General features: G+C 70.7%; 11 protein-coding genes. 7 read left to right on the top strand and 4 right to left on the bottom strand.

The features are described from left to right. Nucleotides 1-277 precede the first annotated feature (277 nt). Nucleotides 278-2,875, top strand: a complete 2,598-nt coding sequence (gene rph, locus ACH41F_RS06390) for a rifamycin-inactivating phosphotransferase (protein ID WP_398833432.1) — start codon at nt 278-280, stop codon at nt 2,873-2,875. A gap of 283 nt (nt 2,876-3,158) precedes the next feature. Here rph and ACH41F_RS06385 read toward each other — a convergent pair whose 3' ends face one another. Further along, nucleotides 3,159-3,593: an ATP-binding protein gene (locus tag ACH41F_RS06385; protein WP_391232081.1), complete on the bottom strand. Its 435-nt coding sequence runs from the start codon at nt 3,591-3,593 to the stop codon at nt 3,159-3,161. A gap of 203 nt (nt 3,594-3,796) precedes the next feature. Between ACH41F_RS06385 and ACH41F_RS06380 the strand changes: the two genes are divergently transcribed. From ACH41F_RS06380 to ACH41F_RS06365, 4 genes are all read left to right on the top strand, one after another. Beyond that, nucleotides 3,797-4,162 carry an anti-sigma factor antagonist gene (locus tag ACH41F_RS06380; protein ID WP_391232082.1) on the top strand — a complete coding sequence of 122 codons (366 nt, stop codon included), beginning with the start codon at nt 3,797-3,799 and terminating at the stop codon, nt 4,160-4,162. 268 nt (nt 4,163-4,430) lie between these two features. After that, nucleotides 4,431-8,687, top strand: coding sequence for a HAMP domain-containing protein (locus ACH41F_RS06375; protein ID WP_391232083.1), 4,257 nt, complete (start codon nt 4,431-4,433; stop codon nt 8,685-8,687). Nucleotides 8,688-8,763: 76 nt separating this feature from the next. Next, a complete protein-coding gene (locus ACH41F_RS06370; RefSeq protein ID WP_398833429.1) occupies nt 8,764-11,277 on the top strand; it encodes a SpoIIE family protein phosphatase in 2,514 nt (837 codons plus the stop codon). 147 nt (nt 11,278-11,424) lie between these two features. After that, nucleotides 11,425-11,856 (top strand): ATP-binding protein, encoded by a 432-nt coding sequence (locus ACH41F_RS06365; RefSeq protein WP_391232084.1) that lies wholly within the window; start codon nt 11,425-11,427, stop codon nt 11,854-11,856. A gap of 7 nt (nt 11,857-11,863) precedes the next feature. On the opposite strand, the gene ACH41F_RS06360 is transcribed toward ACH41F_RS06365, so the two are convergent. Together ACH41F_RS06360 and ACH41F_RS06355 are read right to left on the bottom strand one after the other, a co-directional pair. Beyond that, nucleotides 11,864-12,319: an ATP-binding protein gene (locus ACH41F_RS06360; RefSeq protein ID WP_398833427.1), complete on the bottom strand. Its 456-nt coding sequence runs from the start codon at nt 12,317-12,319 to the stop codon at nt 11,864-11,866. A 283-nt stretch (nt 12,320-12,602) separates the two neighbouring features. Continuing rightward, entirely contained in the window at nt 12,603-12,938 is a 336-nt protein-coding gene (locus ACH41F_RS06355) for an STAS domain-containing protein (protein WP_398833425.1), read from the bottom strand. 210 nt (nt 12,939-13,148) lie between these two features. On the opposite strand from ACH41F_RS06355, the gene ACH41F_RS06350 reads away from it, so the two are divergent. Then, complete coding sequence (locus tag ACH41F_RS06350) at nt 13,149-13,520, top strand: anti-sigma factor antagonist (protein WP_391232348.1); 372 nt, start codon at nt 13,149-13,151, stop codon at nt 13,518-13,520. An 81-nt stretch (nt 13,521-13,601) separates the two neighbouring features. On the opposite strand, the gene ACH41F_RS06345 is transcribed toward ACH41F_RS06350, so the two are convergent. Further along, entirely contained in the window at nt 13,602-14,078 is a 477-nt protein-coding gene (locus tag ACH41F_RS06345; protein ID WP_398833423.1) for a MarR family winged helix-turn-helix transcriptional regulator, read from the bottom strand. A 136-nt stretch (nt 14,079-14,214) separates the two neighbouring features. Here ACH41F_RS06345 and ACH41F_RS06340 point away from each other — a divergent pair, with 136 nt between their 5' ends. Further along, a complete protein-coding gene (locus tag ACH41F_RS06340; RefSeq protein WP_398833421.1) occupies nt 14,215-15,411 on the top strand; it encodes a PP2C family protein-serine/threonine phosphatase in 1,197 nt (398 codons plus the stop codon). Nucleotides 15,412-15,462: the final 51 nt, after the last annotated feature.

The following is a 15,462-nucleotide window of genomic DNA, read 5'->3' as shown; positions in this document are numbered from 1 at the left end:
GGCCGTACAAACAGCAAAGGCAAGGAGAGATCTCTCCTTGCCTCTCTCAAGTTATAGCGCACAGGGGGGCTTGCCACAAGGCCCCGGTCAGGGCGCAGACTCATGGGCCGACGCCGCAACCTGCGAGAACGCGGCGTGACTTGAGCTGCCGGGTGGCCATGCGGCGAGGGGCCGCGGACGACGACATGCCCGGCAGAGGTTCGACGGAGTTCAGGGTGCCGGTGATTCGATCGACCGGTGTCGTGCGACAGAGCGCGGTTGCCTCGGAGGTAGCGCAGTGGTGGAGCAGTACGTGTTGGATCTTCAGGACGTGGACGAGTCGCAGGTCGCGCTCGTCGGCGGCAAGGGCGCGCACCTGGGCGGGCTTTCGCGGATCGAGGGCGTCCGGGTGCCGTCGGGTATCTGCGTGACGACGGACGCCTTCCGGCGGGTCATGGCGCAGGCGCCGTCCATCGACGAACGGCTCGCGGAGTTGTCCCGTCTGGACCCGGAGGACCGGGAGGCGATCCGCAGCCTCAGCGCGGATGTCCGCCGGGCCGTCGAGGGGATCGCCGTCCCCGCCGACCTCGCGGAGGAGATCACCCGCGCGCTCGCCCCGTACGGCGCGCACGCCGCCTACGCCGTCCGCTCCAGCGCGACGGCCGAGGACCTGCCGACGGCCTCGTTCGCCGGGCAGCAGGACACCTACCTGAACGTCGTCGGGGCGGAGGCGGTCCTGCGGCACGTGAGCCGCTGCTGGGCCTCGCTGTTCACCGAGCGGGCCGTCACCTACCGCCGGCGCAACGGCATCGACGACCGTACGGTCCAGATGGCCGTGGTCGTCCAGCGGATGGTCTTCCCCCAGGCGTCCGGCATCCTGTTCACGGCCGACCCGGTCACGGGCCACCGGAAGGTCGCCACCGTGGACGCCGGGTTCGGGCTCGGCGAGGCGCTGGTCTCCGGTCTGGTGAACCCGGACGTCTACAAGGTGCGTGACGGTCAGGTCGTCGAGAAGACGATCGCCGCCAAGCAGCGTGCCGTGCGGCCCCTCGCGGCCGGTGGCACCGAAGAAGTCACGATCGACGTTCCGCGGCAGGAGCAACCCGCGCTGACGGATGCACAGGTCGTGCGGCTCGTGGACCTCGGGCGACGGATCGAGGCGCACTTCGGTCGCCCGCAGGACATCGAGTGGTGCCTGGCCGACGACGACTTCCAGATCGTGCAGAGCCGGCCGATCACCACGCTGTTCCCCGTTCCGGACAGCGGCGACCAGGACAACCGCGTCTACGTCTCCGTGGGACATCAGCAGATGATGACCGACCCCATGAAGCCGCTGGGGCTGTCCATGTGGCAGCTGACGGCCATGACCCCGATGCACGCCGCCGGCGGGAGACTGTTCGTCGACGTCGCCGGGCGCCTGGCCTCGCCCACGGCCCGCGCCGGCCTTCTGGACCTGATCGGCCGGGGCGAACCGCTGGTCAGGGACGCGCTGGAAACCGTCCTCGACCGCGACGACTTCGTCCCCTCGCTCCCGGACGCGCCGCCCGTCCGCCCGCCGGCCGGCGGCCCGCCCGCCCCGATCCCCACCGACCCGGCGATCGTGACCGAGCTGATCGAACGAAGCCGGGCCTCTGTCGCCGCCCTGGAGCACGACATCTCGGCGAAGACCGGGCCGGAGCTGTTCGACTTCCTGCTGGAGGCCTTCGCCGAGCACAAGCGGGTCCTCTCCGATCCGCTGAGCATGCAGGCGATCATGGCGGGGATGGAGGCCACGTGGTGGCTCAACGACCACCTGGAGGAGTGGCTGGGCGAGAAGAACGCCGCTGACACGCTCACCCTGTCCGCGCCCGGCAACATCACCTCGGAGATGGGACTGGCGCTGCTCGACGTCGCGGACGTGGTCCGCCCGCACCCGGAGGTGGTGGCGTTCCTGCGCGGCGTCCAGGACGACGACTTCCTGGACGAGCTGGCGAAGGTCGAGGGCGGCATCGCGGTGCGCGACGCCATCCAGGGCTACCTCGACCGGTACGGCATGCGGTGCGTCGGTGAGATCGACATCACCAGGCCGCGGTGGAGTGAACGCCCCAGCACGCTCGTGCCCGTGATCCTTGACCACGTCAGGAGCTTCGAGCCGGGCGCGGCCGGGCGGCGCTTCGAGCAGGGCCGGCAGCGGGCGCAGGAGAAGGAGGCCGAGGTGCTGTCCCGCCTGCGGGCCCTGCCGGACGGGGACGCCAAAGCCGACGAGACCAAGCGGATGATCGACCGGGTCAGGACCTTCATCGGATACCGGGAGTATCCGAAGTACGGGATCATCAGCCGCTATTTCGTCTACAAGCGGGCTCTGATGGGGGAGGCCGAGCGGCTGGTGCGGGCCGGTGTGCTCGCCGAGAAGGAGGATGTCTTCTTCCTCACGTTCCAGGAACTGCACGAGGTCGTGCGCACCCGCCGCGCGGACCGGGAACTCGTCGAGCGGCGCAAGGAGGAGTTCCGCACGTTCCAGGGGCTCACCCCGCCCCGGGTGCTCACCTCCGACGGTGAGGCCCTCACCGGGGCGTACCGGCGCGAGGACGCGCCGCCCGGCGCTCTGGTCGGGGTGCCGGTCTCCACCGGGACCGTGGAGGGAAGGGCCCGCGTCGTCATCGACATGGCGGACGCCGATCTCGAAGCGGGTGACATCCTCGTCACGCCGTTCACCGACCCCAGTTGGTCCCCGCTGTTCGTCGGCATCGCGGGCCTGGTCACGGAGGTCGGCGGCCAGATGACCCATGGTGCGGTGATCGCCCGTGAGTACGGCTTGCCGGCCGTCGTCGGCGTCCATGACGCCACCCGCCTGATCCGGGACGGACAGCGCATCCGGGTGCACGGAACGGACGGGTACGTCGAGCTCCTGCCGTGAGCGAGGGCACGGAGCCGTGAACCGGGGGCGGGGCCGACGGCCGTACGGTCCCGCCTCGGTGTCGGAGGGTGTCCAGGGTGCCCGGCATGACCGCATGGATCGATCGTGGTGTCCTCATGTGGCTGGAACAGGGACCCTGGGTGGACGACGAGACCGTCCTCGTCCACCAGCTCGCAGATCGAAGGCGTACCACGACAAGGACGGCCGGACAGCGTCCTGGGTCGACGAGTGGTGGCCTCCTACCGGTGACGCGACCCGGTGGCCTCCCGCCGGTGAGCGGCATTCAGCCGTCGCGGCCGAGCTCCGCCGGGTCGAACAGGGGCAGCCGGGCGGTGACCCGCTTGCCGACCGGTTCCCGATGGGCCGCGAACCCCTCGACGACGGCCATCACGATCTCCAGGCCGTGCTGGCCCACGCGCCCGGCGTCGGCGGCCTGGGCCATCGGGAGGGTGGGATCGGTGTCCCACACGCTGATCTCCACCGCGTCGCCGATGACGCGCAGTTCCAGCAGTGCCGGCCCGGGCGCGTATTTGAGCGCGTTGGTGACCAGTTCGCTGACCACCAGCTGCGTCAGATCCATGGTCCGCGCCGACACGGGCAGCCCGTGCTCGGCCTGGACCCGTGCCAGGAAGTCCGACGCCGTGGCCCTGGCGTTGGCAATACAGCCGACGGCGCCGTCGAGAGCGACGATCACCTCGGCAGATGCGTCATCGGGCATCAGGGAACACTCCTCGCGCGGGACAGGTCCCCTGCCGACGATCTGCAGTACCCCGTTCATGAGCGCGCGCATACCCCGCAAATCCTTTGCTACTCCTGCGCCTCGAATCCGTGCATGAGTCACCTGTACGCATCGTGGCCGTGGTCCCGGGGCAACGATGCCTCAGACGTCGTCCAGCCCGATCGAGTGCGCAGAGGATACGAGTGGCAGACAACCAGCAAGCAGCGGGGCACGGCCGGCTGACCGTGGACCGGGCCGACATCGACGGCGTCACCGTCCTCAGCCTGCACGGCGAGGTGGACTACGACAGCGCCGACGCCCTCACCCGGGCCGTGCCCCCGGTGGACGGTGCCGCGGGCCGGCGGGTCGTCGTGGATCTGAGTCAGGTGACCTTCATGGACTCCAGCGGGGTCAACGCCTTGATCGCCACCTATCGGGCGACGCAGGCCGCGGACGGCTGGCTGAGGCTGGCGGGGGTGGGCGGTGCCGTACGGCGCACCTTGCAGCTCGTCGGGCTGGACGCCATCGTCACCTGTTATCCCACCGTGAAGGAGGCTCTCCAGTCGTGACAGCCCTCGGCCGTGAGCGGACGTAAACTTGGTCGGGTTCCCCGGAAAGGCACCTTCATGCGTCTTCCGGTCCGCTGATTTCGAGCGGCTTCGTCGCTCGGACCAGGCTTTGGTTGTCACACGACAACTGCGTTAGCCTTCACCGAATTTTCTCATCGTGGGAATCCGTGAACAGCGGAAACGTGAGCGGTGGGCGGGGCCGTTCGCGGCCCGGCGCGGTTCCGAGTCCTCGCCGTGAGGACTCCTGGGGAGCGGAACGAGGGTGCGCATGACCGGCAAGACGATCGAGGCCGTCGAATCGGCCCCGGGCGAGCAGGAGCTGCGGCAACTGCTGGCGGGCCTGACCGCCGTCCGGGACGGCGACTTCGGCACCCGGCTGCCGTCCGACGGCGAAGGGCTGCTCGGTGACATCGCCACGGTCTTCAACGGCATGGTGGACCAGCTGTCGGTGTTCACGTCAGAGGTCACCCGGGTGGCCCGCGAGGTCGGCACCGAGGGCACGCTGGGCGGCCAGGCGGAGGTGCCCGGCGTCTCCGGCACCTGGGCGGACCTGACCGACTCGGTCAACGCGATGGCCGGCAACCTGACCACCCAGGTCCGTGACATCGCCCAGGTGGCGACCGCGGTGGCCAAGGGCGACCTGTCCCAGAAGATCGACGTGCCCGCGCGCGGGGAGATCCTCCAGCTGAAGGAGACCGTCAACACGATGGTCGACCAGCTCTCCGCCTTCGCCGACGAGGTCACCCGGGTGGCCCGTGAGGTGGGCAGCGAGGGACGGCTCGGCGGACAGGCGCAGGTGCCCGGTGTCGGCGGGGTCTGGCGCGACCTCACCGATTCGGTCAACTTCATGGCCGGAAACCTCACGTCCCAGGTCCGCAACATCGCCCAGGTGACGACGGCGGTGGCGCAGGGCGACCTCTCGCAGAAGATCACCGTCGACGCCCGCGGCGAGATCCTGGAGCTCAAGAACACCATCAACACGATGGTCGACCAGCTCTCCGCCTTCGCCGACGAAGTGACCCGCGTCGCCCGAGAAGTCGGCACCGAGGGCAGACTGGGCGGCCAGGCCGACGTCAAGGGCGTCAAGGGCACCTGGCGCGACCTCACGGACTCCGTGAACTTCATGGGTGGCAACCTCACCGCCCAGGTCCGCAACATCGCCCAGGTGGCCACGGCGGTGGCGCAGGGCGACCTCTCGCAGAAGATCACCGTCGACGCCCGCGGCGAGATCCTGGAGCTCAAGAACACCATCAACACGATGGTCGACCAGCTCTCCGCCTTCGCCGACGAGGTCACCCGCGTCGCCCGAGAGGTCGGCACCGAGGGCAACCTCGGCGGACAGGCGATCGTCCGGGGCGTGTCGGGGACCTGGAAGGATCTGACCGACAACGTCAACGTGATGGCGTCGAACCTGACCGGCCAGGTCCGTTCGATCGCCCAGGTGGCCACCGCGGTGGCCCGCGGCGACCTCTCGCAGAAGATCACCGTCGAGGCCAAGGGCGAGGTCGCCGCCCTGGCGGACGTCATCAACACGATGGTCGACACGCTGTCCGCGTTCGCCAACGAGGTCACCCGCGTGGCCCGCGAGGTCGGCACCGAGGGCCGCCTCGGCGGGCAGGCGCAGGTGCCGAACGTCGCGGGCACCTGGAAGGACCTGACGGACAACGTCAACTCGATGGCGAACAACCTCACCGGGCAGGTCCGCAACATCGCCCTGGTGACGACCGCCGTGGCCAACGGCGACCTGTCGAAGAAGATCGACGTCGACGCCCGGGGCGAGATCCTGGAGCTGAAGACCACCATCAACACGATGGTCGACCAGCTGTCGTCGTTCGCCGCCGAGGTCACCCGTGTGGCCCGCGAGGTGGGCAGCGAGGGCCGGCTGGGCGGCCAGGCCGAGGTCGAGGGTGTCGAAGGCACCTGGAAGCGGCTGACGGAGAACGTGAACGAACTCGCCGGGAACCTCACCCGGCAGGTGCGCGCCATCGCCGAGGTCACCAGCGCCGTCGCCGAGGGCGATCTCACCCGCTCCATCACCGTGGAGGCCTCGGGCGAGGTCGCCGACCTCAAGGACAACATCAACTCCATGGTGGAGTCCCTGCGCGAGACCACCCGGGCCAACCAGGAACAGGACTGGCTCAAGACCAACCTCGCCCGGATCTCCAGCCTGATGCAGGGCCACCGTGACCTGCCCGTCGTCGCCGAGCTGATCATGGACGAGCTCGCGCCGCTCGTCACCGCCCAGTACGGCGCCTTCTACCTGGCGGAGGACACCGAGCGCGGTCACGAGCTGCGGCTGGTGGGCTCGTACGGCTATCCGGACGACGCAGAGCGTCCGTCCCGCATCCCCGTGGGACGCTCGCTGGTCGGGCAGGCCGCCCGCAACCACCGTGCCATCACCGTGGAGGAGCTGCCGCCCGGCTACGTCACCATCTCCTCGGGCCTGGGACACGCGGTCCCCACCGCCCTGGTGGTGTTGCCGATCGTGGTGGAGGACCAGGTGCTCGGCGTGATCGAGCTGGGCTCCGTCACCCGCTTCACCCAGATCCACCAGGACTTCCTGACCCAGCTGATGCCGACCATCGGCGTCAACCTCAACACCATCGTGGCCAACGCCCGCACCGACGAGCTCCTCGACGAGTCCCAGCGGCTGACCGCCGAACTCCAGGCCCGCTCCGAGGAGTTGCAGGTCCAGCAGGACGAACTCCAGCGGTCCAACGCCGAACTGGAGGAGAAGGCCTCCCTGCTGGCCTCGCAGAACCGCGACATCGAGGCCAAGAACCTCGAGATCGAGCAGGCGCGGCAGGAGCTGGAGACCCGCGCGCAGGAGCTGGCGCTGGCGTCCAAGTACAAGTCGGAGTTCCTGGCGAACATGAGCCACGAGCTGCGCACCCCGCTCAACAGCCTGCTGATCCTGGCCCAGTTGCTCGCCCAGAACCCCTCGCGCAACCTCACCCAGAAGCAGGTCGAGTACGCGGGCATCATCCACTCGGCCGGTTCGGACCTGCTTCAGCTGATCAACGACATCCTCGACCTGTCGAAGGTCGAGGCGGGCAAGATGGACGTCGCCCCCGAGCGCGTCCCGCTGCGCCAGCTGCTGGAGTACGTCGAGGCGACGTTCCGGCCGATGACGACGCAGAAGAGCCTGGACTTCGCGGTGGCCACCGCCCCGGGCACCCCCGCCGACCTGCTCACCGACGACTCCCGGCTGCGGCAGATCCTGCGCAACCTGCTGTCGAACGCGGTGAAGTTCACCGAACACGGCAGTGTGGAACTGCGGATCGAGCCCGCCACGGACCAGGAGGTGCCCCCGGGTGTCCACCGTGGTGGTCCGGTCGTGGCGTTCCGGGTGAAGGACACCGGCATCGGCATTCCGCAGCAGCAGCTGGAGACGATCTTCGGCGCGTTCCAGCAGGCCGACGGCACCACCAGCCGCAAGTACGGCGGCACCGGGCTGGGGCTGTCGATCACCAGGGAGATCGCCCATCTGCTCGGCGGAGCGGTCACCGTGGACAGCACGCCGGGTCAGGGCAGCACCTTCACGCTCTATCTGCCCGTCGCCCGCGCCGACTTCGAGGACGTGGTCAGCGGCGTCCCGTCGCTGGAGCAGTCCGGCGAGGGGGACACCGACGACGAGCTGCCCGCTGCCCCCGCTCAGCCCCAGCGGCGCAGGCGGCGGCTGCTGGTGGTCGAGGAGCGGTTGCGCGGTCTGCTCACCCTGGTCGCCGAGCGCGCTGTCGGAGACCTCGTTCCGGACCCGGACGACCCGCGCGGGAAGATCGACATCATCACGGCCGTCGGCGCCCAGGAGGCCGCCGGCGCCCTGGCCGCCGAACCCTGCCACTGCGTCGTGCTGGAGCTGGGCATGCCCGACGACGAGGGCGTGCGGCTGCTGGAGGCCATGCAGGGCGACTCGGCGCTGGCGAGCGTGCCCGTCCTCGTCCACACCAGCCACCGGCTGGACGTGGCGAAGGAGGAGATGCTGCGCTCCCGCGCGGGCGGTCGTCCGCTTGAGTTCCTGGCCAGCCTGGACGAGCTGCGCGAACACATCACCCTCCACCTGTCCGCCGAGGAGCCGGGCGACGTGTTCACCCTCGTGCACGGGGACGAGCAGCCCCAGCAGCCGGTCCAGCCGGTGATGGACGACTCCTTCCTGGGCCGTACCGTTCTCGTGGTCGACGACGACGCGCGCAACCTCTTCGCGCTGAGCGGGGTGCTGGAGCTGCACGGCTTCCAGGTCCTGCACGCCGACAACGGCCGCAAGGGCATCGAGATGCTGCTCGCCCACCCGGAGATCTCGCTGGTGCTGATGGATGTGATGATGCCCGAGCTGGACGGCTACGCCGCCACCGCGGAGATCCGCCAGATGCCCCAGTACGCCAACCTGCCCATCATCGCCGTCACCGCGAAGGCGATGCCGGGCGACCAGGAGAAGAGCCTCGCCTCGGGCGCGAACGACTACGTCACCAAGCCCGTCGACGCCAACGACCTCATCGGCCGGGTCCGGCACTGGCTGCCGGCATGACACCAGCTCATGCCGCGTCGCCCGCTCGCCGACCCCGCGCCGTCCCCGGACGCTCGAAACGAGGAACACTTCTATCGTGAGCCGACTACAGCAGCCGCCCGACCCGGCCGGCGCAGGTGAGCAGTCCGACGACGCCCCGGCGACCGGCATCGACCCGGCCCTCGGGCAGGCGCCGGCGACCCTGCCCGCGGCCCGTCGCACGGACGTGACGGCGGCCGGGGCCGACGGCCGGGACGCGGACGAGGAGATCTCTCCCGTCGGCCGGCTCGCGGCGACCGTGGAGCGGCTGCGCAACGAGGTACGCGCGGCCCAGGCCGAGGCGGACGGGCGCGCCCTGATCGAACTGGCCAAGGGCATCCTCGTCGAGCGGCTCAGGTGCGGGCCTGCGCAGGCCGCGCGGCAGCTGGCCGAACTGACCGAACAGGCGGGCGTGACCCCGCTCGAGTTCGCCGTGGAGGTGATCAACCAGGCCTCGCGCGACCGGCTCTCCGAGGTGACGGCGGCCTTCTTCGCCGCCACGACGGGCGAGGGCGCCCCCTCTTCCGCGCCGGGTCAGAGCCGGCCCGCGGTGGGACTGCGTTCCGCGGAGAGTGCCGCACTGGCCGCCCAGGACGCGCAGACCGTCGCCGAGTCCCTGCTCGCGCACGCGCTGACGCCGCTGGGCGCGGTGGCCGTGGCCATCTGGTCGCTGGGCGCCGACGGCTCGCTCACTCTCGCGGGCAGTGCCGGATTCTCTCCCGCCGAGGCAGGACGCTGGCGGCACGTGCCGCCGGGCGTGGCGACCGTGGCCCGCCGTGGTCTGACCGAGCGGACGGGGCAGTGGATCGACCGCCTGTCCAGCACCGGTCTGCCCACCATCGGACAGCATCTGCATCCCGACGGGGGCCGGGTCGCGGTGCCGGCCGGCACCGCGGGCCGTCTCCATGGCGTCCTGGAGATCGTCTGGCCGACCCCGCTGGAGCCCCAGCCCCCGCAGATCGTCCGCCAGGTCGAGGCGCTGGCGGAGCTGTGCGCGCACACCCTGGAGACGAGCGGCCTGCGGTACGCCGACGAGATCCCCGGTCCCCGCGGCCTGCCCGACGCCGTCGAGCTGATGGACCTGGCCGACGGCCTGCACGACCCCGCCCTGGTGCTCGTCCCGCACGTGGACACCGGAGGGGAGCTCGTCGACTTCCGCATCCACCACGTCAACGCCCGCTTCCTGGACCCCGCGGGCCGGCCCCGGGGGGTCGTCAGCGGGGCCCTGCTGCTGGAGGCGTATCCGCTGGCCGCCGGCGAGAGCGGGCTGTTCGAACAGATCGAACGCGTGCACGCCACCGGAGAGCCCTTCCGGGCCCAACGCATGCGGCTCACCGCGCTGGTGGACGACGTGCCCCTGGCCGCGGTCGCCGACGTCAGCATCAGCCGGCACGGCGGAAGCGTCCTGCTCATCTGGCGCATAGAGGACGAGACGGCACGGCTGGCGAACCTGCTCCAGCACGCCCAGCGCCTGGGCCGCGTCGGCGGTTTCGAGGAGAACCTGCTGACCGGTGAGATCACCTGGAACGGCCAGCTCTACCACCTCTACGGCCAGCCCACCACGGTCGGCCCGGTGCCACTGGAGGACCTGTCCGCGCACGCCCACCCGGACGACGCGGTGGCCATCGGCCGCTTCCTGCGCACCCTGCTGCACCATCACCGGCCGGCGTCCACCGCCTTCAGGCTGCAACGCCCCGACGGGGTGACCCGGCACCTACGGGTGGCCGCCGAACCGGTCCTGGACTCCGACGGCCGGCTGAACGTCGTACGGGGCGCCTACCAGGACATCTCCGCACACCACTGGACCGAGGTGGCGCTCGCCGCCACCCGCGACCAGCTCGCCCACACCGAACAGCAGGCCAGCGAGCGCCACCGTCTGACGCTCCAGCTCCAGCACGCGATCATGCCGCCGGCGCAGGCACCGCTGGAGGTGCCCGGACTGCGCGTCGCGGTGCGTTACCGGCCTGCCGAGACGGAGCAGCTGGTCGGCGGCGACTGGTACGACGCCGTCGTACTGCCCTCCGGGAAGATCCTGCTGTGCGTCGGCGACGTCGCCGGCCACGGCATCGAGGCCGCCACCAGCATGGTCGTCCTGCGCAACGCGTTGCGCGGACTCGCGGTCACCGGCGCGGGGCCCGGTCAGCTGCTGTCCTGGCTGAACATGGTGGCCCACCACCTGACGGGCTCCATCACCGCCACGGCGGTGTGCGGCCTGTACGACCCCGAGCGCCGCAGCCTGCGCTGGGCCAGGGCGGGCCACCTGCCGCCGGTCCTGGTGCGCGGCAGCGAGGCCGCGCCGCTCCCGCTGATGACGGGGCTGCTGCTCGGCGCCGTTCCGGAGACGACGTACGAGGAACACGAGATGCAGCTGGCGGTCGACGACACGCTGCTGATGTTCACGGACGGCCTGATCGAACGGCGTGACCGTTCCGTGGAGGAGTCCCTCGGCCATCTGCTGACCACCGCGCGCACCCAGCAGCCCACCCTGGACCAGCAGCTGGACCGGCTGCTCACCCACAGCAGGTCGGACACCGACGACGACACGTGTGTCGTGGGGATCCGGGTGACCTAGACACCTGTTCGGCCCCCTCGTCGGGGCCGGCGCCGTCGCGCTGGTCGTCCGAAAGGCGCGTAGACCTCGTTTCCCTGGGAATTCAGGAAACCGCAGGGAAAACTGAGCCGGCCGACGGACGTCGTGGCTCCGAGCGGGGAAGGTGAGATGGCAGCCGAACACGGTCAGCACGCAAGTGAGCTGTCCGGGAGTGTTCCGGAGCGGGCCGCACGTTATGCGGGTGAACTGCACGACGTGACGGACGCACGGCTCGACGCGGAGCGGTTCCTGGAGGACCTCACGCGGGTGACGCCGCCGTCCGCGCCCGAGCACTGGGACGACATCCTGCTGGTGGTCACGGAACTGACCGCGAACGCGGTGCAGTACGCGCCGGGCCCCTTCGGGCTCCGGCTGCGCCGGACCTTCGACGGCGTGCACGTCGTCGTCCATGACACGAGCAGCACACCCCCGGCCCCGCGCCCGTTCCAGCGCGACGGGGGCGGCGGGGTCGGCTGGTACCTGGTCGAGACGCTGTGCACCCAGGTCAGCGTCGTCATGACGGACGACGGCAAGGACGTGCACGTGTTTCTTCCGTGGTAGGGGCGCGCTATCGGGCGCGCAGCGGTACCAGCGCGCTGATCGTCTTGCCGCCCTCGGGGCGCGGCTCGACGGCGACCTCGCGGGTCAGCCGGTGGACGAGCGGCCAGCCGTAGCCGTGTGCCGCGCCAATGCGCGCGGGCAGGGCGCCGGAACCGTAGGCGGCGTCGGGAATGGTGTCGCTGCGGTCGTGGACGGCGAGGCGTACGCCGTCGTCGGTGACGGTGATCTCGAACCCGGCCAGTCCGTCGCCGTGCCGGATGGCGTTGGTGACGAGTTCGGAGACGACGAGAAGCAGGTCGATGACGTCCTCCTCGCGTGCCGTACGCGATGTGGAGTCCCACTGCTGCCGCACGACCGCGCGGGCGTGGTCGCGTGCCTCGGCCGCGGTCGTCACCGTGGGGGTGACCGGCGTGCCGTCGCTCACACGACCGTCGCGCGTGGCCTGGTGCTCCGACGGGCTCATCGGTCCGTCACAGCCCAGGGCGCCTCCCTGGTCGATGGGACATCGAGGACGAAGGACCTCGCGACAAGTGTCACTGCAAACAGCCTTTCGGTGCTCTGTGGAACGACGTCGTACGACCCCGTCGTCGACGAGGGCCTGCCGCTCGCCGGGCGGCCGACGGGCAGGGCAGCGGAGGTTTGACCTCCCAGGTCGCCTGCGTCGGGTGCTCATACCAGCAGATACCCTGCTCGCCCTCGCACATTCGGTACGACTTTCCACCGAGAACCGGAAAGGGTCCGTCCGGTCAGCTGGGTCCAGGGGAGCTGAGATACCGGTCCCACCGGTCGTGGGGGCTCAGTTCGGCGGCGAGGCTGAGCAGGCGGCGCGGCTGGGGATGAAGGCCGACGATCCGCAGCAGCCCCCCTCGGGGGGTGAGGGCCTGGTCGATCGTGAGAACGAGATGGAGCAGTGCCGAGTCCACGAAGCCGACACGGGCGAGGTCGAGGGTGACGCGGCGCACGGACGACGGCAGTCGGGTCGCCGCGCTCTCGATGGCGGGCCGTACACGGTCGTCGATGTCGCGGTCCACGGTCAGCTTGGCGGCCTGACCGCCGGGGCTGAGGGAGATGAGAGTGCCCATCGTTTCGTGCCCCCTTCCTGGGGGTTGAAGGCCGAGGAACGGCCGCAGGGCTTCCTCCACCGTGCCACGGACCGCGCCGCACGTCGAACTGCCCGGTGAGAGCCGGTGCATGACCTGCCCGTTCGGGGGTATTCGCGCATCCGCGGTGCCCACCGCGGGCGAGAGGCCATCGCGCCCTGGCCGTATTACGCGCTGTTGTTGGAGGTACACGTGTCCATTGCCCAGAACCCCTTGTCCGTGGAGGTCACACTGCCCCGCGAGGATGTGGCCCTGATCACGGTGCAGGGCTATTTGGACGTCGACACCGCGACCGATTTCCAGCACCACCTGGCCAACCAGTTGCATCACGGCCGACGGCACTTCCTGCTCGATCTCTCGGACGTCCCGTTCATGGACTCGTCCGGCATGAACATCATTCTCCGCCTCTACCAGGAGACCCGCGGCCCGGGCGGCAGCGTGCACATCATCTCGCCCACGCCGGCCGTGCGGCGGATTCTCGATCTCACCGGTGTGAGCATCACGGTCCCGGTGTCCGAGAGCACCGAGCAGGCGCTCGCCCTCGTCGATCAGCTGCAAGCCTGACAACAGTTGCCCTTTGACAACTATGAGGCGGACCCAACAGAGTGGCTCGAGTACGGGGGAGGGGGTGGTGATGCAGCCTCGTCAGGCGGTACGGGCCGCCGTCTCGCCGCCCTCTTGGATCTGCGCGGCCGCGGCGACGCAGAAGGCCTCCAAGCCCCTCAGCAGCGCCGACCGCCGCCCCGCGGGCATGTCCTCCAGCACGGACTGCAAGGCGCTCTCCCGGCGGGCGCGCAGATCGGTCAGGAAGGCCCGTCCGCGCCGGCTCAGGTACAGCTCCAGCTCCCGCCGGTTCGCGGTGGCGTCCCTGCGCTCCACGAACCCCACCGCCTGGAGCCGGTCGCACAACCGGCTCGTCGACGGAGGCGTGGACCCCAGCGCGTCCGCGAGCGTGCGCAGGTTGATGCCCTCGTTGTGCTCCAGGACGAACAGCACACGCAGCTGCGGGGCCGAGACCGGCGCCGTCGAGGCCCGTCCCCAGAGCACCTCGAGCAGCTCGGCGGCCCGGGAGGTCACGCGCGCGACCTCCTGGGGCTGCGGGCGCGGGTCCGAGATCGTCACCCCGACACCCTCTCAGGCTTCACCGGCGCTGTCAGCCTGCCTGCGCGCGCGTCGCCCGCGACCGGGCAGCTCGAACGGACGGGGACGATCGCCGAGACAGCGCCGCGGCGGCGGCACCCCCTCGCACGGAAGTGGCATGACCGACAACGTGAACAGACTCGCGGCCGCCGAGCGCGCCCTGCGCTCCGCGGCCTCCTACCAGCTTCCGGAGACCGCCCGTGAGGTGCTGGGCGGCCGGTACGGAGCAGAGAGCGTGGAGCTCCTCCTCGTCGACTACGGGCTGAGTGTCCTGCGGCCCGTGGGCGCTCCGGAGGAGTCCCCCGAGGGCCTGCCCGTGCACGGCAGCGCCGCGGGACGCGCCTTCGGGGCGCAGCAGCCGTTCGTGACGGAGGACGGCGGCCGGGTACGGGTGCATCTGCCGGTCACCGCGCGCGGTGACCGGCTGGGCGTGCTGTCCGTCACGCTGCCGCCCGGCGCGCGGCCCGACGACGATCTGGCCGAACTCGCCGCGGTGGCCCAGGTGCTGGGCCACGAGGTGGTGGTGGCCGAACACGCCACCGACCGCTACCACACGGCGCGGCGTGAGGACCGGCTCACGCTGGCCGCGGAGATGCAGTGGCAGCTGCTTCCCGGCCGCTCCTGTGCGGGACCCGAGTTCGCCCTGGGTGCCCAACTGGAGCCCGCGTACGCGGTCTTCGGGGACAACTTCGACTGGTCGACGTCCGCCGACCGGCTGCTGCTGTACGTCACCGACGGCATGGGTGACGGCATCGAGGCGTCCCTGCTGACCAGTCTGGGTGTCAACGCCCTGCGCAACGCGCGCCGGGCCGGGCTGTCCATCGCCGACCAGGCCGCTCTCGCCGAACAGGCGGTCTACGGCCACTACCGGGGCGAGAGGTACCTGTCGGTGCTGCTGGTGGACCTCGAACTGTCCACCGGGCGCGTGCAGGTGGTCGAGGCGGGCTCGCCGCGGATCCTGCGGCTGCGGGAGGGCAATGTCACACCGATCGTGCCAGAGGCCCAGCTCCCGCTCGGCATGTTCGAGGAGACGGACTACGTGGCGCAGGAGTTCTTGCTGGAGCCCGGCGACCGGCTGCTGTTCGTCAGCGACGGGGTCCACGCGGTCGCCGGGCCGGGCGGCGAGGCGTACGGGGAGCGCGCTCTGGCGCGGGCGATCACGGCCACACGGCTGGTGCCGGCCGCCGATGTGCCGGCCGCCGATGTGCCGGCCGCGGTGCTCCGGGAACTGAGCGGTCATCGTGGCAGCCCGGAGCCCGACGACGACGCGTTGGTGGTCTGTCTGGACTGGTTCGGACAGGGGGCGGCGACGTAGGGCGACCGGCCCGAACCCCCGGACCCGGGTAATGGGCCGGGCTGGTTACAG

The sequence above is a fragment of the Streptomyces sp. NPDC020489 genome (assembly GCF_044386545.1).
Classification (GTDB): Bacteria; Actinomycetota; Actinomycetes; order Streptomycetales; family Streptomycetaceae; genus Streptomyces.
This window is presented reverse-complemented; position numbering and strand designations above follow the sequence as displayed.